We start from the raw sequence: 21,482 nt of genomic DNA on the forward strand, positions 1-21,482 counted from the left end.
ATTTAGTGAATGCCGCCGATACGGCTCAGGCGTACACCTGTCGGCCATTCACCTTCCTGTTTTTCAAAGCTCATCCAGATAGCGACCGCTTTACCGACCAGATTCTTCTCAGGCACAAAGCCCCAGTAGCGACTGTCGGCGCTGTTGTCACGGTTATCGCCCATCATGAAATATTGCCCCTGCGGCACGACCCAGGTCGCCTGCGGCTGGCCCGGCTGCTGATAGTACATGTTCGCCTGGCTCTGCGCCTCATTCACCAGCAGGATATTGTGCGTCACATCGCCCAGCGTCTCTTTACGTGTACCGAGACGCAGGCCGCCGCGCAGCGTTTCACCCTGCGGTTTCCGGAAGAAGCCGTTGCCGGTTTCATTGCCATCAAAGCCGCTGAAGGTCTGGATAAAGTCGCTTGGCTCAATATTGGTATAGGTGACCGGCAGCGCCGTATCACATTTGCCGTTACCGCAGCCTGGGTTGATGGTCAGCGTTTTGCTGAACGGATCAAACACCACTTTGTCGCCCGGCAGACCAATCACGCGTTTGATGTAGTCAACGCTGGGATCTTTCGGATATTTAAACACGGCAACGTCACCGCGTTTTGGATGCCCGGTCGGGATCAGCGTGGTTTGCGTGATGGGATCTTTAATGCCATACGCAAACTTCTCTACCAGAATAAAGTCGCCAATCAGCAGCGTGGGCATCATTGAGCCGGAGGGGATCTGAAAGGGTTCAAAAATAAATGAACGTACAATCAGTACCACCGCCAGCACCGGAAATACCGATGCCGCCGTTTCAATCCAGCCTGGCTGTGCAGCAACCTTCGCCAGCGTTTTGCTGTCGAGTGCGTTACCCGCCTGCGCCTGCGCAGCGGCCTGCTTTGCACGTCGCTCAGGTGCCCACTTCACGCGATCGATACACCAGATGATACCGGTCAGCAGCGTAGCGATAACCAGAATCAGGGCGAACATGTTAGCCATTGTGGTTCCTTATTTGCTGTCTTTACCGACATGCAGAATGGCGAGGAAAGCTTCCTGCGGCAGCTCAACGTTGCCGACCTGCTTCATGCGTTTCTTACCATCTTTCTGTTTCTGCAACAGTTTTTTCTTACGGCTGACGTCACCGCCGTAGCATTTTGCCAGGACGTTTTTACGCAGCTGCTTCACGGTGGAACGCGCAATGATGTGGTTGCCAATCGCCGCCTGAATCGCGATATCAAACTGCTGGCGCGGGATCAGATCTTTCATCTTCTCCACCAGCTCGCGACCGCGGTACTGCGAGTTATCGCGGTGGGTGATCAGCGCCAGAGCATCAACACGCTCTGCGTTAATTAATACGTCCACGCGCACCATGTCTGACGCCTGGAAGCGCTTGAAGTTATAGTCCAGCGACGCATAGCCGCGCGACGTCGATTTCAGGCGGTCAAAGAAGTCGAGCACCACTTCAGCCATCGGAATTTCGTAGGTAAGCGCAACCTGATTGCCGTGGTAAACCATATTGGTCTGAACGCCACGCTTCTCCACACACAGGGTAATCACGTTACCCAGATATTCCTGTGGCAGCAGCATATGACACTCTGCAATCGGCTCACGCAGCTCTTCGATGTTGTTCAGCGGCGGCAGCTTGGATGGACTGTCGACATACACCACTTCGCCATCGGTGGTTTCCACTTCATACACTACCGTGGGTGCTGTGGTGATCAGGTCGAGGTCATACTCGCGCTCCAGACGCTCCTGAATGATCTCCATGTGCAGCAGACCCAGGAAGCCGCAGCGGAAACCAAAGCCCAGCGCGGTTGAACTCTCTGGCTCATAGAACAGGGAGGCGTCGTTCAGACTCAGCTTGCCCAGCGCGTCACGGAATGATTCATAATCATCCGAGCTTACCGGGAAGAGACCGGCATAGACCTGCGGTTTAACTTTTTTAAAGCCTGGCAGCGCTTTCTCTGCCGGATTGCGCTGCAGCGTCAGCGTATCGCCCACTGGCGCGCCGAGAATATCTTTGATTGCGCACACCAGCCAGCCAACTTCACCGCATTTGAGTTCGGTGCGGTCAACCTGTTTGGGTGTGAAAATACCCAGACGGTCAGCGTTATATACCTGACCGGTACTCATGACTTTGACCTTCTCGCCCTTACGCAGCGTACCGTTTTTGATACGGATCAGGGAAACAACGCCGAGGTAGTTATCAAACCACGAGTCGATGATCAGTGCCTGCAGCGGGCCATCCGGATCGCCTTCCGGCGCCGGGATATCGCGCACCAGGCGCTCCAGCACATCAGGTACACCGATGCCGGTTTTCGCCGAGCAGCGCACGGCGTCTACGGCATCAATACCCACGATATCTTCAATCTCTTCAGCTACGCGCTCAGGATCGGCAGCAGGCAGATCGATCTTATTCAGTACCGGTACCACTTCCAGATCCATTTCCATGGCGGTATAGCAGTTCGCCAGCGTCTGTGCTTCAACGCCCTGTCCTGCATCGACCACCAGCAGCGCCCCTTCGCAGGCCGCCAGCGAGCGGGAAACTTCATACGAGAAGTCTACGTGGCCCGGAGTGTCGATAAAATTGAGCTGGTAAGTTTCACCGTCTGGCGCTGTGTAATCGAGCGTAACGCTCTGCGCTTTAATCGTAATGCCGCGCTCGCGCTCCAGATCCATGGAGTCAAGAACCTGCGCTGCCATCTCACGATCGCTCAGGCCACCACAAATCTGAATCAGACGATCGGAGAGCGTTGATTTGCCGTGGTCAATGTGAGCAATAATAGAGAAATTTCGTATGTGCTTCATTTATATGAATATCTTCACGTAGAGAATCAGTTGAAAACGTGAGCACAGACACATTCAGGCAAGCGATCTTTACCCGGAACCCTGTCGGCCTCATTAATGACGTCGCATATTACACTGTTAACGCCGCGCGTTAAAGAATGGAACCTGTGGGATTTGCAACAGAATTCAGCGGGTAAGCAGAAATGAAAAGGCCGCACATCTGGCGGCCCTGGCGGCATCAGCTGACATCTTCGACCCGCAGCGCATCAGGCGGAAGCGCCACGCTAAGGATCACCGGCTGAAACGCTTCGCGCCCGGCATAGCGGGATGAAACGCCTTTGGCAATGATAAAGCCCCCTACGCCACCAAGCAGTGCCCCGCAGGCAGCAGCAAGATCGCTGTGAAACAGCATCTGGAATACGCCAGCCACAGCAAACAGGCCAAACAGCGGGGTCATATAAACCAGCAGCGCTGAGCCCAGCAGACTGCTTTCACGAATGCCTAATTCAATGCGCTGACCCGGCTGTAGCGGCTCAGCGCTGGGAATCGTCATGACGTGTGCGTTCTTCGGCCCCAGCTTGTTAAGCGCATGGCTGCCGCACCCTTTGCGTGCTGAACAGCTGTTGCAGGAGGTTTTCGCTTCAGAATGCAGCGTGGCAATGCCGTCCTGCCATGCCACAACCGTGGCCCACTCTCTCATCATTTTTTTGCCCCTGTATCAATAGCGCTGGCGATACGTTTCGCGGTTGCAGGCGGTAACTCGCCCACCACGGTGATCTCCTGATTATCGCGCACAACGGTCTGCACCGTACGACGTCCCGTGCGCAATTGCTGGGGCACGCTGTTTTTATCGGCAGGCGCTATATTGATGGCAAAACTGAACAGCCCGTCGCTGTAGAGACGTGATTCGACGGTTTTATTCATGGCGGGTATCGCGCGACGGCTTTGTGAAATCAGCTTCATGCCCGCCGGTATCCAGCCGGGCTGCCAGCTAAGTTCAACCTTGTCGCCCGCCGGCACAGAGAGCGATGGCGGCAGGTTTGCCTTCTCCAGTCCCTGCATCAGATTACGTACGCCCTCATCCACCGCAAAGCTGATAACACGAAACTGCTCCAGCGTTTCGCCGTCACGATCCAGTAAATCGATGCGTAATGGCAGTTTGGTATCCACATCCAGCCAGACCACATAGCTGTAGCGCGTGCCGTCACGGGAGACAATCCGCACAACTTCGCACAGTTGATCGGCCATACGTGACCGTCCTACCGGCACAAAATCATACGCCTGACCGAGCCGGGCAAAATTAGCGAACATTAATGAGGGCAGTGCGTCAATGATATGGTCACCCGGCAGTGAAAACGGGTCCAGGCCAGGTTCAAAATAGCTGATGTCACTTCCGCGCTGGATCACCTCACGACGCGGGCCATCCATCTGCAACAGCTGTGCAAAGACGCGCTTATCCACCACGGCGTGCCGATAGCGCAGTGACTCAATGCCCAGTCGGGAGACATTAATATATGCGAATTCATAATTGAGATTTTGAGTCGCCTGCTCCATCTGCTGTAACAACGCCCCGGAAGACGACGTCTGTGCCGGGGCGGTAGATGTCCAGAGCAGGCTGCCTGCCATGAGGCTAACGGCGCACCAGAGCTGCTTCATTACTGCTGTTGAGTTCCTAACGACTGGGTACCGGGAACAGTGGCCTGCGCCTGCTGCGGTACCGTGTTTTCAAACTGCACCTGATCGGCATGCAACCGGCGCTGTAGTTCGTAATCCTGCAGCATGGCATTGACGCGACGCCGCTGATCCTGAACCTGCTGGTTTGAGCTATTGGTATCAAAGGCATCAGACGGCACGCCCAGGCTTACCGGTGACGCTTTACCCATCATCGGCAGCGTATTAAACGCCGGGGCATCCGATGATTCTGCTGCACCACTGGCAGAAGAGCCGTTGTAGTGTTGCACGCCCACAATCACTGCAAGCGATACGCATGCGGCCACGCCAATTTGCGTGACTGATGCCACCCAGTTGCCACCGCGACGCCAGAACGGCATTTTTTGCCAGCGTGCCGGTTCCGGCTGCGCTTCCGGGATCAGCGGCGTCGCCGCAGTGCGCAGCGGCTCATTTTCAATGGCTGCGGCCACACGGGCGGAGATATCAAAATGCAGCACTTCGCCAACATCGCCGCGCAGCGTATCGCGAATAAGATGGTAGCTCTCCCAGCTTTTCTGAAGTTCGACATCCTTTGACAGCGAGGACAACAGCTCGCTGTCTAACGTTTCACCATCCATTAAAGCGGAAAGTTTTTCTTTCTGCATGCCTTGGTACCCTTTCAGTAGCCGTTATCACTAACGTTGGATAAGCGGTTGAACTTTGTTATCAATGGCTTCCCGGGCACGAAATATGCGCGATCGGACAGTACCAACCGGGCAATCCATAATGGCAGCGATCTCTTCATAGCTCAGGCCATCCAGCTCTCTGAGCGTGATAGCCATCCGGAGATCTTCAGGAAGTGACTCAATTGTCCGAAAAACAATTTGTTTCAGTTCGTCAGACAACATTAAGTTCTCAGGGTTCGATATTTCTTTCAACGCGCCCGCACTTTCGAAGTTTTCCGCATCAATTGCATCAACGTCGCTGGATGGCGGACGGCGGCCCTGAGCCACCAGATAATTTTTCGCCGTGTTTACCGCAATGCGGTAAAGCCACGTGTAAAAAGCGCTATCACCGCGGAACGACTCCAGCGCGCGATAGGCTTTGATAAATGATTCCTGTACCACATCGGGCACGTCACCCGAAGGGACATAGCGTGAAACCAGGCTCGCCACTTTATGCTGGTATCGGACTACCAGTAAGTTAAAGGACTTTTGATCTCCTTTCTGAACCCGCTCAACGAGAACCTGATCCGTTAACTGCTCGCTCATCCGAGGTAATGTCTCCCCAAAACTCTTTTATGCGTAAGTGGACTGCCAGCACATCTCATACCCGTGAGCAAGCATGCGCTTTGAGTTCTGTTCTGGCCTGAAGTTCACCACGACCTGTTTTTTCGTACCGGCAGCGCAGCCATTTGCGACTTACCGGTTTTGCCAGCAGCAGTTCACCCGCTTTCAATGGCTTATGCGCTGCCAATCAGTGCTGGCAGAGTAGCGTAAGGCAGCCTCTTTTTCATCTTTATTACTCTTCTTTTCAGCATAGCGGATGGCAGCGCGCAAAATTCGCTAAGTTGCGACACGATATGGCATGAAACCTGCGATCGTCATGGCAGATCGCGACCGCTGCTGCAGTACGGTGACAGCCAATACTCAGCGGAAAAGATAGAAGTCAGTCACCAGGCTCAGCCAGTCAGCGGAGTAGCTTTTGTCTTCATTGCGGATCGCCAGCCGCTCCTGAATCAGATCACCGGCAGCGGGTGAAAAGCCCAGTACCAGCCGGTTGGGTGGCCGCTGTGCATAAGGCGCAACGTCGTAGCGCAGCCGCAGATGCCAGCCATCGTCGCGGGCAAGCTGCACCAGCGCCTCGCCGCTCTCCACCGGCAACACCACGCAAAACAGCCCGTCTTCTTCGATCAACTGTGCCGCGCATTGCAGCAGCGCGGCGTGATCGAGCGTGGCGGTGCTGCGCGCCGTGTCTCGGGCGACGCTGGATGAGGCCATACCGGGCACAAAGAAAGGTGGATTGCTGACGATCAGCGAATAGCGTTTTTCACACCGGCTGCTCCAGTGAAGGATATCCGCCTGATGCACGCTGATACGGGCGCCCCACGGCGAGGCCTGCACGTTCTCCTGCGCCTGCGCGGCGGCATCGCTATCAAGTTCGACCGCATCCAGCGTGACCTGTTCCGGCGTGCGCTGCGCCAGCATCAGGGCGATCAGCCCGCTACCGCAGCCAATATCCAGAATACGCCGGACGCCAGCCACCGGCGCCCATGCCCCCAGCAGCACGCCGTCCGTGCCGACTTTCATTGCACAGCGATCGTGTGCGACAAAAAATTGCTTAAACGTAAACCCATCTTTTCTTAATGTCGCCCGTGCTGGCGGCTGGTACTGAGACATGCTTTCGGCCATTGAATTGTTATCTGGCGAGAGTGTAACGTGGTCGCATGATGAATTCATCTGCGTCTGATGAACACAAACAGATGAAGATTGCGGCTGATCTGTCTATAATCAGCGCCCCAAACTGAGGTAGAACATGACAGTAACCACATTCTCCGAACTCGAACTCGACGAAAGCCTGCTGGATGCCCTGCAGGAAAAAGGCTTCACGCGCCCGACGGCCATTCAGGCTGAAGCCATTCCTGCCGCGCTGGAAGGCCGTGACGTGTTAGGTTCGGCACCCACCGGAACGGGGAAAACCGCCGCCTATCTGCTGCCCGCATTACAGCATCTGCTGGACTTCCCGCGTAAGAAGTCGGGTCCGCCGCGTATCCTGATCCTCACCCCTACCCGCGAACTGGCGATGCAAGTGGCCGACCAGGCGCGTGAGCTGGCGAAGCACACCCATCTGGACATTGCCACTATTACCGGCGGTGTTGCCTATATGAACCACGCTGAAGTCTTCAGCGAAAACCAGGATATTGTAGTGGCGACCACCGGCCGCCTGCTGCAGTACATCAAAGAAGAGAATTTTGACTGCCGCGCAGTAGAAACGCTGATCCTGGATGAAGCGGACCGCATGGTCGATATGGGCTTTGCCCAGGATATCGAGACCATCGCCGGTGAGACGCGCTGGCGCAAACAGACGCTGCTCTTCTCTGCCACGCTGGAAGGCGAGCACATCAAAGATTTTGCTGAACGCCTGCTCAACGATCCGGTCGCGATTGAAGCCGACCCGAGCAAAAGCGAACGCAAACGCATTCAGCAGTGGTACTACCGTGCTGATAACCTTGAGCACAAGACCAAACTGCTGGTGCACCTGTTAAAGCAGCCGGAAGTGAAGCGTGCGATTGTGTTTGTGCGCAAGCGTGAACGTCTGCACGAGCTGGTGACCTGGATGCATGAAGCGGGCCTGCGCAGCAGCTACCTCGAAGGGGAGATGGTTCAGGCTAACCGTAATGAAGCGATTAAACGCATCAACGACGGTCGCGTGAACGTGCTGGTTGCCACTGACGTCGCGGCGCGCGGTATTGATATTGATGACGTGACCCACGTGATCAACTTTGACCTGCCGCGTACGGCAGATACCTATCTGCACCGTATTGGCCGTACCGGCCGCGCCGGACGCAAAGGGATCGCTATCTCGCTGGTTGAGGCGCACGATCACGTTCTGCTGGGTAAAATCAGCCGCTACGTCAATGAGCCGCTGAAATCACGCGTGATTGATGAGCTGCGCCCTGAGTCGCGTGCGCCGAGTGCTAAAGTCACCGGAAAGCCGTCGAAAAAGGCGCTTGCCAAACGCAAAGAGAAGAAAGAGAAAGAAGACGAAAAGCCGCGCGTGAAAAAACGCCATCGTGACACCAAAAACGTGGGTAAACGCCGCAAGCCAAGCGGATCAACCACGCCGGAGTCAGGTGCGGAATAAAACGTCACTGCAGTAAAAAAAGCGCCTGAACCGGCGCTTTTTTTTTACGTTCAGCAGGCCTTAAGGGCCACTGACAGGCGGGTCAGCGCGAACGCTGGTAAATGTCGCATTTTAATTAACGCATGCGTTCCGGACCGCTTCCGCACTGGCCTGCAGCATGAGCAACTTTTCATCGCTACTTCAGTTACAGGCTCTCTGTAAAGGTACGGGTGATCACATCGCGCTGCTGCTCTGGCGTCAGGGCATTAAACCGTACGGCATAACCGGATACGCGAATGGTCAGCTGCGGATACTTTTCGGGATGCTTAACCGCATCTTCCAGCGTCTCCCGCTGCAGTACGTTGACGTTAAGATGCTGACCGCCCTCAACGCGCACCTGCGGTTTCTGCTCCAGGGGGATTTCGCGGTAGGCCATCTCGCCCAGTTCACTCAGGGCAACAACCTGATCCGCCTCATAGATACCTCTGGCGCACAGACAGCGCGCCTGTCCGGCCTCCTCATCCAGCAGCCAGAATGAGTTCAGCAATAGCGGGTTATGGGTTTGAGTAATTTGAATGCCGGTAATCATAGCGATCTCCAGAAAGAGGCGTTCTGTCTCTGAACGCCGTTGACAGATAGACAGGCTGGTATATCACCGGGACGCCGCCGGTGCCTTGACCTGCATCAAGCTGAAACGGCGGGGTTAATTCTTCTGCTCGCGCTCTGAAGCAGCTAAGCTAAGGAAAACTAGCGGCAGGAGTTAACCATGAGTGACAAGCTGACCTGGCACGATGTGCTGGCAGATGAGAAAGAGAAACCCTATTTCAAAGAGACGCTGCAGGCGGTTGCGCAGCAGCGGGCAGCGGGCGTGACTGTTTATCCGCCGCAGAAAGATGTGTTTAACGCATTTAAGCTGACAGAGCTGGGCGATATTAAAGTGGTGATTTTGGGTCAGGACCCCTATCACGGACCGAATCAGGCGCACGGCCTGGCTTTCTCGGTACTGCCTGGCGTGGCTATCCCGCCCTCCCTGCTTAATATGTACAAAGAGCTTGAACAGGATATCGACGGCTTTCAGCGCCCGCAGCACGGTTTTCTGGAGAGCTGGGCCACGCAGGGGGTGATGCTGCTGAATACGGTACTGACCGTTGAGGCGGGCAAAGCACACTCGCACGCGCGGCTTGGCTGGGAGACGTTTACTGATACGGTGATTGATGCCATCAATACGCACCGTGAGGGCGTGGTTTTTCTGCTGTGGGGATCGCACGCGCAGAAGAAAGGCAGCATCATTGATGCGCAGCGTCATCACGTGCTGAAAGCCCCCCACCCTTCTCCGCTCTCAGCGCACCGCGGCTTTTTTGGCTGCCGGCACTTTTCGCAGACCAACGCACTGCTCAGCCAGGCGGGAGAAACGCCGATCGACTGGACGCCAGTCCTCCCCTGAAACAACAACGGCCGCGTCAGGCGGCCGTTGTGATGCACTACTCTGCTCAGGCTTTGGCTTTAGAAACCGCCACCATCGCCGGACGCAGCAGGCGCCCATTCAGGGTATAGCCACGCTGCATCACCATCAGCACATGGTTCGGCTCAACCTCATCCGATTCCATCATCGACATCGCCTGATGCAGATCCGGGTTGAACGGCACGTGGGTGTCGCCCACCACTTCAACGCCAAACTTGCGCACGGCACCCAGCAGCGACTTCAGCGTCAGCTCGATGCCTTCAATCATCGAAGCGAGCTCGGTGTTCTCTTTGTCTGTGACTTCCAGCGCACGCTCCAGGCTATCGATCACGGGCAGCAGTTCGTTGGCAAACTTTTCCAGCGCAAATTTATGCGCTTTTTCAACGTCCATTTCCGCACGGCGACGGATGTTTTCAATCTCCGCCTGCGCACGCAGCTGCGCTTCGCGTACGCCGCCCTGCGCCTGGGTCAGCTCCGCTTCCAGTTGCGCAATGCGCTCATCACGCGGATCCACCTCAGTTGCTGTCTCCGCGTCCGCCGGCTGTTGATCCTGTTGAATTTCGTCTGAGACTTGCTCGTTTGGGGTGTTCTGTTCTTTACTACTCATGAATTTCTCCGCGTTTTGCACATTCATTTCGCTGGTTGGCTTATTATGGGGATCAGTTTGACGGTTTCAAGTGAACCCATCACATTGCCAGGCCGTTTTGGCTTATGAGGAATACCCGCCACATGAACACACACTTTAGCTGCATCGGAATCGTGGGTCATCCGCGCCATCCTACCGCGTTAACCACCCATGAGATGCTCTGGCGCTGGCTGACCGATAAGGGATATGAGGTGATTGTCGAACAGCAGATTGCGCGCGAGCTGAGCTTAACCGATGTAAAGACCGGCACGCTGGCGGAAATAGGCCAGCAGGCCGATCTGGCCGTGGTGGTTGGCGGCGATGGCAATATGCTGGGCGCGGCCAGGGTGCTGGCACGCTATGACATTAAAGTGATTGGCATCAACCGTGGCAATCTGGGCTTCCTGACCGACCTCGATCCGGATAACGCGCAGCAGCAGCTGGATGATGTTCTTCAGGGCGACTACTTTGTGGAGAGCCGCTTTCTGCTTGAGGCGCAGGTCTGCCGTGATACCTGCTCACCGCGCATTGGCAGCGCCATTAATGAAGTGGTGCTCCATCCTGGCAAAGTAGCGCATATGATTGAGTTTGAGGTCTATATTGACGAAGTCTTCGCCTTTTCTCAGCGTTCAGATGGCCTGATTATCTCCACCCCCACCGGCTCCACCGCCTACTCGCTCTCCGCAGGCGGACCTATTCTTACCCCTTCGCTTGATGCGATTGTGCTGGTGCCGATGTTCCCGCACACGCTGTCGTCGCGCCCGCTGGTTATCAACAGCAACAGTACCATTCGCCTGCGCTTCTCCTCGCTACGCAGCGATCTGGAGATCAGCTGTGACAGCCAGATTGCCCTGCCGATTCAGGAAGGTGAAGATGTGCTGATCCGGCGCAGCAGCAGCCATCTTAATCTGATTCATCCTAAAAATTACAATTACTTCAATACATTAAGCTCAAAACTCGGCTGGTCAAAAAAATTGTTTTAGAAATCAGCGCTGGCTACTTTACTGGTTAAAAAACCAGTTTATACTGTACGAAAAACCATATCTGTTTTTCCATACAGGTGATTGTATGCTGGCACAACTGACCATCAGTAACTTCGCAATCGTTCGTGAACTCGAGATCGACTTTCATCGCGGTATGACAGCGATCACCGGTGAGACCGGCGCAGGTAAATCTATTGCCATTGATGCGCTGGGCCTCTGCCTTGGCGGACGGGCGGAAGCGGATATGGTGCGTCAGGGGGCGAGCCGGGCTGATATCTGCGCCCGCTTTCAGCTGAAATCCTCGCCGTCAGCGCAGCGCTGGCTGGTTGATAATCAGCTGGATGACGGTAATGAGTGTCTGCTGCGCCGCGTTATCAGCGCCGATGGGCGCTCACGCGGCTTTATTAACGGCACAGCCGTACCCCTCTCCCAGCTGCGGGAGCTGGGCCAGCTGCTGATTCAGATCCACGGTCAGCACGCCCATCAGCTGCTGCTGAAAACCGATCACCAGAAGCATCTGCTGGATGCTTACGCGGCGCATGACGGGCTGCTGACGGAGATGCGTCAGCACTACCAGCGCTGGCATCACAGCTGCCGTGTGCTGGCGCAGCATCAGCAGCAGTCACAGGAGCGTGAAGCGCGCCGCGAGCTGCTGCAGTATCAGCTGAAAGAGCTGAACGAGTTTGCCCCGCAGGCGGGTGAATATGAGCAGATTGATGAAGAGTACAAGCGTCTGGCCAACAGCGGACAGCTGCTCTCTACCAGCCAGCAGGCGCTGCATATCCTTGCTGATGGCGACGATACTAACCTGCAGAGCCTGCTTTACAGCGCCCGCAACATGCTCAGCGAGCTGGTCTCGCTGGATGATAAAGTCAGCGGCGTGTTTAATCTGCTGGAAGAAGCGGCGATTCAGCTGAGTGAAGCCAGCGACGAGCTGCGTCACTACTGCGAACGTCTCGATCTTGATCCTAACCGTCTTTACGAGCTGGAGCAGCGCCTGTCGCGGCAGATTGCACTGGCGCGCAAGCATCACGTTTCGCCTGAAGCGCTGCCGGCCCTGCATCAGCAGCTGCTGGAAGAAGCGGAGCTGCTGTCGCAGCAGGAGAGCGATCAGGAGAGTCTGCAGCATGATGTGGTAATGCATCACAAAGCCGCTATCACCTGCGCTGAAGCGCTGCATCATCAGCGTGAAAAATCCGCTCAGGAGCTGTGCGATCTCATTACGCAAAGCATGCGTACCCTGGCGATGCCGCACGGGCAGTTTGCGATTGTGCTGGAGTTTAATCCCGATCAGCTCACCGCCGAGGGTGCCAGCCGCATCGATTTCCGGGTGACAACTAACCCGGGCCAGCCACTGCAGCCGCTGGGTAAAGTCGCCTCTGGCGGTGAGCTGTCGCGTATTGCGCTCGCTATTCAGGTGATCACCGCGCAGAAGATGGAAACCCCGGCCATGATTTTCGATGAAGTGGATGTCGGCATCAGCGGCCCGACGGCTGCTGTAGTGGGCAAGATGCTGCGTCAGCTGGGCGAGTCGACGCAGGTCATGTGTGTCACGCACCTGCCACAGGTTGCAGGCTGCGGTCATCAGCACTTCTTTGTCAGTAAAGAGACCGACGGCGCGATGACGGAAACGCATATGCAGCCGCTGGATAAGCGGGCGCGTCTGCAGGAGCTGGCTCGTCTGCTGGGCGGCAGCGAAGTCACGCGTAACACGCTGGCGAACGCCAAAGAACTTTTAGCAGCCTGAGAACGCACTTTTTTCCGGCCTGGTGGTCATATGCATGCTCTGTAGAGGTTCCCAACCGGGAAAAGGTCTATTATCATCGGCAGTGATATCGCCATAATAAAAGCCTGCCGCGTGCAGAGTTCAGAATGTAATGGCAACAAAACTGCCTGCTGAAAGGCGTTTGGCCCGAAAAAAGGAATGTACAGATGCGCTTTAAGACGCTGACTGCTGCGGCAGTGGTAATGTTGATGACAACCGCCGGATGTTCCACGCTGGAGCGCGTTGTCTATCGTCCGGATATCAATCAGGGGAATTACCTGGCCGCCAACGATGTCGCCAAGATCCACACCGGCATGACGCAGCAGCAGGTAGCCTACACGCTGGGCACCCCGATGATGCACGATCCCTTTGGCAGCAACGTCTGGTATTACATTTTCCGTCAGGAACCCGGTCATGAGCACGTGAAGCAGCAGACGCTGACGCTGACCTTTGATCGCAGCGGTGTCCTGACGAACATTGATAACAAGCCGCGGCTCGCTGGCCAGAAAGATAATTAAGCTGATGACAATAAAAAAGGCGCCCGGGGCGCCTTTTTTAATGCTTAACGTCAGCTACTTTTTCACCGCGGCACGCTCAGCGCGCTGGCGGCGCAGCTCTTTCGGATCGGCAATCAGTGGCCGGTAGATCTCAACCCGATCGCCCTCTTCAACCGTGTCACCAAGCTTAACCGGCCGGCTGAAGATCCCGGTTTTATTCTGCGCCAGATCGATATCACGGCGCAGCTGCAGCAGGCCCGATGCCTCTATCGCCTGCTCTACCGTGGCGCCCTGCTCCAGCGTAACCTCACGCAGATACTGCTTATCCGGAAGCGCATAAACCACCTCCACACGGATCTTAGTCACGATAGACCTCTTTGGCACGCTGGGTAAACGCCTGCACCATGCTGTTTGCCAGCTCTTTAAACACGCGCCCGAATGCCATCTCAACCAGCATATTCGTGAACTCAAAGTCGAGACTTAACTCAACTTTGCAGGCGTCATCACCCAGCGAGATAAATTTCCAGCCGCCGGTGAGCTTACGAAACGGGCCATCAACCAGCTGCATATGAATGCTCTGGTTATCAGTCAGCGTGTTACGCGTGGTGAAGGTTTTACTGATGCCCGCTTTTGAGACATCAACCGCAGCAGTCATCTGATGACCGCTGTTATCCAGCACGCGACTGCCGGTGCAGCCGGGAAGAAATTCAGGATAGGCATCCACGTCATTCACAAGCTGGTACATCTGCTCAGCGCTATAGGGGACCAGCGCTGAACGACTAATCTGGGCCATAAGGGTTCCTGTTGGTCACAAAACCGTTGAATTATACCATTTTAAGCCATTAAACAAAAATTCATGCTTTTGCCAGCTGTGCTAAAATAGGATGTTTTTTACCGCCCCGCAGGACATGGGGATGCGCCCACAAACTGAGTAATGTAGACTACGCCGCACTATGACAAAGAAAAAAGCTCACAAACCCGGTTCAGCCACCATTGCCCTCAACAAACGCGCGCGCCACGAATACTTCGTCGAAGAGGAGTTCGAAGCGGGTCTGTCGTTACAGGGATGGGAAGTCAAAGCACTGCGCGCCGGTAAAGCCAATATCAGCGAAAGCTATATCATGCTACGCGACGGCGAAGCGTTTCTGTTCGGCGCCACGTTCCAGCCGCTGATCGGTGCTTCAACGCACGTGGTATGCGACCCTACGCGCACCCGCAAACTGCTGCTGAAAGAGCGCGAGCTCGCTTCACTGTTTGGCAGCGTTAACCGCGACGGTTATACCATCATACCGCTTTCGCTCTACTGGAAAAACGCCTGGGCCAAGCTCAAAATCGGCGTTGCGCGCGGTAAGAAAGAGCACGATAAGCGCTCTGATATCAAAGATCGCGAGTGGAAGATGGATAAAGCACGAATTATGAAGAGTGCCAGTCGTTAAGCACTGGATTCTTTTATAGATTTGCGCTACAGTTTAACAACTTGGGGCTGATTCTGGATTCGACGGGATTCGCGAAACCCAAGGTGCATGCCGAGGGGCGGTTTGCCTCGTAAAAAGCCGCAAAAAAATAGTCGCAAATAACGACGAATACGCAGTAGCAGCTTAATAACCTGCTTGCAGCCCTCTCTCCCTAGCCTCCGCTCTTAGGACGGGGATCAAGAGAGGTCAAACCCAAAAGAGATCGCGTGGATGCCCTGCCTGGGGTTGAAGCGTTAAAACTAATCAGGCTAGTCTGTCAGTGGCGTGTCTGTCCGCAGCTGCCAGGCGAATGTAAAGATCGACTAAGCATGTAGTACCGACGGTGTAGTAATTTCGGACGCGGGTTCAACTCCCGCCAGCTCCACCAAAATTCTTCAAAGATGGTTCCAGAGCCATCCGTAGAAGTCCTGAAAGCCCGCACGGCGCAAGCCCTGCGGGCTTTTTTGTGCCCTCAATTTGTCCCGCGAAGTCCGAAGTGAACTAATTAAATCCGAACCTTTTAGGCACCTTGTTAGGCACCTCATAAAGCTTTATTGTTTTTTAGGTGCCTAAAACTATGGAAACCCGGCTATGGCAAGACAAACCAAACCTCTCTCCGTTAAGGAAATCGAATCTGCCAAACCCAAGGAAGCGGACTATGTGCTCTATGATGGCGATGGTCTTGAGCTACTGATCAAATCCAGCGGAAGTAAAATCTGGCAGTTTCGCTACATTCGCCCTGTCACCAAGAAGAGAGCGAAAAAGAGCATTGGCTCTTACCCGTCAGTTACGCTTGCCGATGCTTGAAGCTATCGGGCAGAATCCCGCTCTCTCCTGGCAAAACAAATCGATCCCCAGGAACATAAGCAAGAACAACTGCGCAGTTCGCTTGAAGCCAAAACTAACACTTTCCAACTCGTGGCTAAACGTTGGTGGAATGTGAAGAAAACCAGTGTGACCGAGGACTATGCAGAGGACATTTGGCGATCTCTTGAAAGAGATGTCTTTCCGGCGATTGGTGACGTCAGCGTTACAGATATCAAAGCTCATACCCTGGTTCAGGCCGTGCAACCGGTTCAGGCCAGAGGAGCACTGGAAACTGTTCGTCGCCTTTGTCAGCGCATTAATGAGGTCATGATCTATGCCCAGAACACGGGGCTGATTGATGCTGTTTCCAGCGTCAATATTGGCAAAGCATTCGAGAAACCGCAGAAGAAAAACATGCCCAGTATTCGTCCGGATCAGTTGCCTCAGTTAATGCAGACGATGCGCACGGCCAGCATTAGCCTTTCTACACGGTGCCTATTCATGTGGCAGCTTCTTACTATCACCCGCCCTGCCGAAGCGGCTGAAGCCCGTTGGGAAGAGGTAGACATAGAAGCACGAGAATGGAAGATCCCTGCATCACGCATGAAGATGAACCGTGACCATACTGTGCCATTGTCAGATGAAGCCATCGCTGTTCTGGAAATGATGAAGCCGTTAAGTGGTAATCGGGAATTCATTTTCCCCAGCCGTATCAAACCAAAGCAACCAATGAATAGTCAGACGGTTAACGCGTCACTAAAGCGTGCGGGCTTTGGAGGCGTGCTGGTTTCGCATGGGCTGAGATCTATCGCCAGTACGGCTCTTAATGAGCGAGGATTTCCGCCTGATGTTATTGAAGCAGCATTGGCTCATGTAGACAAAAATGAGGTACGTCGTGCTTACAACCGAAGCGATTATCTTGAGCAACGTCGTCCTATGATGCAGTGGTGGGCAAATTTCGTTACAGCGGCAGACCGAGGAAGTATTATTGAGAATGGCTTTAAAGGTATCAAATTAATTGCTATGGCATAATTACATCGTGTCCAAACATTGCGCACGATGCAGACTCATCGGTTGCTAAGTGCCAAAAGCGGACAAACACTGTCTAATATAGCTTACAGTTTCCCCAAAAATCCTATAACTTACTGAAGAAAAAACAGCAACTACAGTGAGTTAATTTCAAACAACTGATGAATAGACAATACATATTTGTCGGAAGTGCTTTCTCGGTTTGAGTAATAACCGGTTGAATAAAGCAACGGACTGAAAAACTAGTCACTTAAATTCTAGGGCAATTCCGTACCAAATCCTGCGGCCACCGTAGTCGTCATTAGGCAATCGAGGAAATTATGTTTCCCAAATATAACCAGACTAATTCTCAAGAAAGATTAGGTGTAAATGCTGTAGCAGAAGCTATGGCAAAAATGGGCCAGATTTGGCGTGAAAATTCAATGGCTGACGTTGGAATTGATGGCCAGATTGAGTATGTCAGTCCTGAGGGATTTGCCACAGGAAGGTTGATCGCTGTTCAAATAAAGTCAGGTCCTTCCTTTTTTAAGGAAAGCAACGGAGATTGGCTTTTCCACCCAGAAGAGAAGCACCGATTTTATTGGGAAAGATTCCCGTTGCCTGTACTCATAATTATCCACAACCCCGATACAAATTTAAGTTATTGGCAAGATGCTCGCCAAGCTTTAAGAGTTGCCAAGCCAACAGATGCAAAGGGAATTACGATACCCAAATCAAATATTTTACAATCTACAAGTGCTAAAACACTCTTTGAAGGGTTTGCAGTTATAGATCAAGACTTCATGTCGGTCGAAGATGTTCTTGACTATTTGATTAGGGAAAAAAGTAAAAACGCCTCGTTCCCTGTCTCATATTTAAATCTTTTCTGCTCCGGGCTGACTAATATCTGTCGCTCTTTATATTTTAGTATGGATGTAGCATTAACTGTAGCAGAAACAGAGCTGGAAAATCAAAATTCACCTTTTGGTGTCGGAATGGGTGACTCAGAACATAACTTTCTGTTTGATTATATAAAGTTCATCGTACACCAGCATATAGCTGATGTTGATTTCTCTGACTGTATGATTGATTGGCATGATCGTCAAATGCAGCCATCATTTATGGCACCACTGACATCAAGAGGTAAAAAATTGGTACGCCTCATTCATGAATTAGAAGATAAGTTAAAGTTGGAAGGGAAAATAGAAAACACTGGAAACTTACACGCAGCACAAGAGAGTTTTGTACAATTGCTATTTACCCCAAGCGAGATAAAAAGGATTGAACTTACAAACAAATTTCAGCAGGAGTACTTAAAAATTCCTAACAAGCACATGTCGTCGTACTAGTTCTCTGCTGCGCTTCAAAACAATCGAAAATGCGAGCGCCACTCCCACAAGTCGCTCACAGCGGGCCTTGCCCAGAGGACATAATTGCTGCGAGCCAGAGTGAAAGTTGATTGCAATATTATCGATATCAATCTTGTGGGGAGAGTGTTCCTTCCTCATGAATTTTAAATTCTTTGTCTTATCATAATGGGGAATTGTGATGAAATTTCATGAACTCTCCGGTGTTATGGAAGATAAACACATGGCAACTGGTCTGAAATGACTAAGTCAGATGCAGGGTGATCCTACCCACGTAATGTGGATATGCCTCTAAGCGGAGAGTCTCGGTAGCCTATTTCCCGTTGATTAACACACGACCATACTAGAAATAGCCGGGGCGACTTAATTGCGAGCTTCCACTTTTCGCTCACAGCTTACTCTGCCGTACGGGCATGCCTGCTCCCTACCAAAGGCGAACCTCGCAAACATAGGTAGAATTTTATCAATAAGATGCAACCTCAATGATGATGGACTTGGCAAAAAAAATGTGTTAACAAGTTAAAAAATATAGAATTGAACTTCAATCCGCAATTAAAGACATATGGATGCCACATGAATAATCCTTTCACATTGGAAATACTTCAAGCTATCAATGATTGGCAGCTAAGTACAACTACAGCTCGAGGAAAAAAATTAGAAAAACTATGTGTACAACTCCCTGCAGAATACAGAACGGTTGACTTCCCTTGTTACAGGAAAATAAATTTGAAGAAGGATGGTGTGTTTAGCGTGTTTGCGCGTCATAGTCTTCCGGAACGAATTTCCTCATGGTCTTCTTCCGTTGATGTCGTGAAGAGTTTTAAGCATGGTGTATCACTTAAAATCGGCGAACAATCCTTTATCTATCAAACTAATCCAGCTCAAAATGAGGTCATTCTTAATCTTATAGCAGTTTACAAATCGTGTTACTTTCATAATGCCCTCAATCAACACAGGAATAACATCAAGAATATTAAGCTAGGCATCGACCGCTATAAAGATAGCCAGTTTGAGGTAGTATTAAAGAAGGAAGTAGTTACTCACAAAGACATTTATATGCTGGGTGGTCGCTCTCAGGCTTTTTGTATATCTCACTATTCTGACATCAAAAGCTTGTCATTGAGCAACTCTGTTTATGACATCACGACAAATACAATAATTATCTTTAAATGGTTAACCCCTGAAAAAACAAGTAAAGTTATTTCTAAGGTACTCACTAGGTACCCGCAACCATTTAATGTTTATAGTTTGAATTACGGATATGTAAGACCCAAGAAGTAATAGGAATGAGGGGGAATGCAACACACTGGAATTATGAGGTAATATTATATGCGGTTTATATAATTACTTTAATTATTTTATTTCTCCAATTGACTAACACAGACAATACTATTACCGTCGTCCCGGATGATGGTAATGACCTACTCAGACGCTTGTATGACCAAGGCTAGATCAGGATTGATTGTTTCCTGATATCAGGGGCACCCCGGCAAGTTTGAATGTGCAATTAAAACTAAAATAGTCTATAGGATATTCTGACAATACGGTAATCAATACGACACTTTGTTGATTACGTGAGTGCCAAGCTGTGCGTGGCTTTGAGTAGAAACTCTCTAAATACCTCATTACACCTCCCTTCTATTACCTTCGCCGCTTTCTATCTATTGAATGCCTTTTCATCAATTAGTTATCATAACTGTTGTTCTTTCCATGCAACGATGCCCATTCTTCATTCATAGCAGACCTGATATCCTCCCAGTCTGTACGCTGCGTCACAAAGGCGGAAGTACACTGCAACGATTCACTTAGTAAAGAACGAAGTCATTTCTTTAATCTGCCTATATTAACATAAAGAGTTTCAATTAGTTTTTTTGCATTTTGGCTGTAGTGTAAGGCCCTATGGCAATTAGGACAAATTGCAACACAGTTGCTTGTGGTATCCGCTCCGGCTGATGAAAGAGGTACTACGTGATGTACTTCCAGATACGGACTGCCATCATTTAAATAAAACGGTGCCTTTTCACCACAACTTTCACAAATGCCTTTACTTTGCTGCAAGATCCAAGCTTTTACCGCTGGATCTCTAACATAGACCTTTTGAAGTCGCTCTATCGAGCTTGGTGATTTATATCCGTCTGGTTCGGTCAAAGGTTTTTTTATCAGTCGGCTAACCCTTGCGTTCAAAATTCTCTCATCATCTGTAGGCTGCAAGATATCTGATGATTCTCCATATATTACACGGTCCCAAAATTTTTCACTATTGACTGTAGGAACACATATTATTATTCGTTTGGTCCTGTTACCTGAAGGTACTTCTTTTCTGCCTGTACTACTGAAATGGGATTGATAACTACACATTTCTTGACGAACATCTTTAGGGCTATTACCAACTAAAGCGAAGTATTCACCTGGATGGATTTTTCTTTCAGCTATGGACGGCATGTGTTTTCTGGCTGTCGATGAGGCAAGATAGACAACGACATTTTGCACATCGTAATTAATCAGCCGCTCAATAATACAATCGAGGGCTATATTGTAGTCTTTATTTCTGTGTGCTGGCCCCCAAGATTCAAGAATTAATCCATAAACCCCATCTTCTTCAACTACAGAGCACTCTGCATTTAGTTCAATACCATCATTATCAAAAATTTGCATCGCATTTATCTTTTGAGGTTTTATATAAAATAATAGTTATCACTGCCAATATGAATTTTTTTATTAAAAGTAATGTTATCCAGTTACTTTTCAATTGACAATGGAGTATGCTCTCAACTTTCTTCAATTAGATACCTTAATGGAGAACGTGTATGGCAAACCTACACCAGGGAACTGAGATGAGTTTTATTTAAATTTAACCCCACTGAACAAGACTGCCTTAGACAATAATATTTTTAATTTTAATAAATCAAAATAAAAAAAACTAAAATAATTTAACCAACCACTATTTTTAACTAACGAAAACAACACTTAAAGTAGCATCACTTCCAACTCAACACATTTCAGCCCCCCCCTAAACCTTTAGGCTATTTTAATGTACAGCTCCTAAAAAAACAATGTCACCGGAGCATTTAATGTAGCTTTAATGAGTGAATAGGATACCTGACTTTGTGTTCTTAAACTGAAAATACTCCTTATTTTAATTTAGCATAGTACATCATCGAATCCTCACTCCCCTGCTTAGATAACACACGTATTAAGATAATTTAACACTACTAAAAAGAACGAAGCTCTTCACCTGTAATCTCTGCACTATAAATGG

General features: G+C 51.3%; 20 protein-coding genes, 1 other RNA gene and 1 pseudogene. 10 read left to right on the plus strand and 12 right to left on the minus strand.

Annotation, left to right across the window (positions count from 1 at the left end; all coding sequences use genetic code 11):
* Positions 1-2 precede the first annotated feature (2 nt).
* From lepB to trmN, 7 genes are all read right to left on the minus strand, one after another.
* On the minus strand, positions 3-974 hold the full coding sequence (gene lepB, locus B3041_RS05435; RefSeq protein WP_065648657.1) for a signal peptidase I: 972 nt from the start codon (positions 972-974) through the stop codon (positions 3-5).
* Positions 975-983: 9 nt separating this feature from the next.
* Positions 984-2,783 (minus strand): translation elongation factor 4, encoded by a 1,800-nt coding sequence (gene lepA / locus B3041_RS05440; RefSeq protein ID WP_065648656.1) that lies wholly within the window; start codon positions 2,781-2,783, stop codon positions 984-986.
* A 217-nt stretch (positions 2,784-3,000) separates the two neighbouring features.
* Positions 3,001-3,465 (minus strand): SoxR-reducing system protein RseC, encoded by a 465-nt coding sequence (gene rseC, locus B3041_RS05445; RefSeq protein WP_065648655.1) that lies wholly within the window; start codon positions 3,463-3,465, stop codon positions 3,001-3,003.
* On the minus strand, positions 3,462-4,418 hold the full coding sequence (rseB, locus tag B3041_RS05450; RefSeq protein WP_065648654.1) for a sigma-E factor regulatory protein RseB: 957 nt from the start codon (positions 4,416-4,418) through the stop codon (positions 3,462-3,464). Before rseB ends, rseC begins: the two co-directional genes overlap by 4 nt.
* Positions 4,418-5,077 (minus strand): anti-sigma-E factor RseA, encoded by a 660-nt coding sequence (gene rseA, locus B3041_RS05455; RefSeq protein WP_292969966.1) that lies wholly within the window; start codon positions 5,075-5,077, stop codon positions 4,418-4,420. The genes rseB and rseA overlap by 1 nt, the downstream gene beginning before the upstream one ends.
* Before the next feature lie 30 nt (positions 5,078-5,107).
* The gene (gene rpoE, locus B3041_RS05460) at positions 5,108-5,683 is read right to left on the minus strand and encodes an RNA polymerase sigma factor RpoE (protein ID WP_039379714.1); all 576 of its coding nucleotides are present in this window, start codon (positions 5,681-5,683) and stop codon (positions 5,108-5,110) included.
* Between the two features lie 378 nt (positions 5,684-6,061).
* Complete coding sequence (gene trmN / locus B3041_RS05465) at positions 6,062-6,811, minus strand: tRNA(1)(Val) (adenine(37)-N(6))-methyltransferase TrmN (RefSeq protein ID WP_292970048.1); 750 nt, start codon at positions 6,809-6,811, stop codon at positions 6,062-6,064.
* A gap of 136 nt (positions 6,812-6,947) precedes the next feature.
* On the opposite strand from trmN, the gene srmB reads away from it, so the two are divergent.
* Positions 6,948-8,276 (plus strand): ATP-dependent RNA helicase SrmB, encoded by a 1,329-nt coding sequence (srmB, locus tag B3041_RS05470; protein ID WP_039379716.1) that lies wholly within the window; start codon positions 6,948-6,950, stop codon positions 8,274-8,276.
* A 184-nt stretch (positions 8,277-8,460) separates the two neighbouring features.
* Here the strand turns inward: srmB and grcA are convergent, their stop codons facing one another.
* On the minus strand, positions 8,461-8,844 hold the full coding sequence (gene grcA, locus B3041_RS05475; protein WP_065648652.1) for an autonomous glycyl radical cofactor GrcA: 384 nt from the start codon (positions 8,842-8,844) through the stop codon (positions 8,461-8,463).
* Positions 8,845-9,021: 177 nt separating this feature from the next.
* Between grcA and ung the strand changes: the two genes are divergently transcribed.
* Positions 9,022-9,699 carry a uracil-DNA glycosylase gene (ung, locus tag B3041_RS05480; RefSeq protein WP_065648651.1) on the plus strand — a complete coding sequence of 226 codons (678 nt, stop codon included), beginning with the start codon at positions 9,022-9,024 and terminating at the stop codon, positions 9,697-9,699.
* A 46-nt stretch (positions 9,700-9,745) separates the two neighbouring features.
* On the opposite strand, the gene grpE is transcribed toward ung, so the two are convergent.
* Positions 9,746-10,324 carry a nucleotide exchange factor GrpE gene (grpE, locus tag B3041_RS05485; RefSeq protein ID WP_292969971.1) on the minus strand — a complete coding sequence of 193 codons (579 nt, stop codon included), beginning with the start codon at positions 10,322-10,324 and terminating at the stop codon, positions 9,746-9,748.
* A 122-nt stretch (positions 10,325-10,446) separates the two neighbouring features.
* Here grpE and nadK point away from each other — a divergent pair, with 122 nt between their 5' ends.
* The 3 genes from nadK (at position 10,447) to bamE (ending at position 13,608) form a co-directional block, all read left to right on the plus strand.
* Positions 10,447-11,325, plus strand: coding sequence for an NAD(+) kinase (gene nadK, locus B3041_RS05490; protein WP_065648649.1), 879 nt, complete (start codon positions 10,447-10,449; stop codon positions 11,323-11,325).
* Between the two features lie 85 nt (positions 11,326-11,410).
* On the plus strand, positions 11,411-13,072 hold the full coding sequence (gene recN / locus B3041_RS05495; protein WP_292969973.1) for a DNA repair protein RecN: 1,662 nt from the start codon (positions 11,411-11,413) through the stop codon (positions 13,070-13,072).
* A gap of 185 nt (positions 13,073-13,257) precedes the next feature.
* Positions 13,258-13,608: an outer membrane protein assembly factor BamE gene (gene bamE, locus B3041_RS05500; protein ID WP_065648647.1), complete on the plus strand. Its 351-nt coding sequence runs from the start codon at positions 13,258-13,260 to the stop codon at positions 13,606-13,608.
* A gap of 54 nt (positions 13,609-13,662) precedes the next feature.
* Here bamE and B3041_RS05505 read toward each other — a convergent pair whose 3' ends face one another.
* Positions 13,663-13,956: an RnfH family protein gene (locus tag B3041_RS05505; protein ID WP_283341448.1), complete on the minus strand. Its 294-nt coding sequence runs from the start codon at positions 13,954-13,956 to the stop codon at positions 13,663-13,665.
* Complete coding sequence (locus tag B3041_RS05510) at positions 13,946-14,380, minus strand: type II toxin-antitoxin system RatA family toxin (protein ID WP_065648645.1); 435 nt, start codon at positions 14,378-14,380, stop codon at positions 13,946-13,948. Before B3041_RS05510 ends, B3041_RS05505 begins: the two co-directional genes overlap by 11 nt.
* Before the next feature lie 160 nt (positions 14,381-14,540).
* On the opposite strand from B3041_RS05510, the gene smpB reads away from it, so the two are divergent.
* The 5 genes and pseudogenes from smpB to B3041_RS05535 all read left to right on the plus strand — a co-directional run bounded on the left by smpB (position 14,541) and on the right by B3041_RS05535 (position 19,504).
* Complete coding sequence (smpB, locus tag B3041_RS05515; protein ID WP_065648644.1) at positions 14,541-15,023, plus strand: SsrA-binding protein SmpB; 483 nt, start codon at positions 14,541-14,543, stop codon at positions 15,021-15,023.
* A 43-nt stretch (positions 15,024-15,066) separates the two neighbouring features.
* Positions 15,067-15,429: a transfer-messenger RNA gene (gene ssrA / locus B3041_RS05520) on the plus strand.
* Between the two features lie 203 nt (positions 15,430-15,632).
* A pseudogene (locus B3041_RS05525) lies at positions 15,633-16,880 on the plus strand (integrase domain-containing protein).
* Positions 16,881-17,197: 317 nt separating this feature from the next.
* Positions 17,198-18,205: a DUF4365 domain-containing protein gene (locus B3041_RS05530; RefSeq protein WP_292969977.1), complete on the plus strand. Its 1,008-nt coding sequence runs from the start codon at positions 17,198-17,200 to the stop codon at positions 18,203-18,205.
* Between the two features lie 591 nt (positions 18,206-18,796).
* Positions 18,797-19,504, plus strand: a complete 708-nt coding sequence (locus tag B3041_RS05535; protein ID WP_292969979.1) for a hypothetical protein — start codon at positions 18,797-18,799, stop codon at positions 19,502-19,504.
* A 540-nt stretch (positions 19,505-20,044) separates the two neighbouring features.
* On the opposite strand, the gene B3041_RS05540 is transcribed toward B3041_RS05535, so the two are convergent.
* On the minus strand, positions 20,045-20,878 hold the full coding sequence (locus B3041_RS05540; protein ID WP_292969981.1) for an HNH endonuclease: 834 nt from the start codon (positions 20,876-20,878) through the stop codon (positions 20,045-20,047).
* Positions 20,879-21,482: the final 604 nt, after the last annotated feature.

Source organism: Pantoea sp. UBA4549 (assembly GCF_002387285.1).
GTDB classification, from domain to species: domain Bacteria; phylum Pseudomonadota; class Gammaproteobacteria; order Enterobacterales; family Enterobacteriaceae; genus Pantoea; species Pantoea borealis.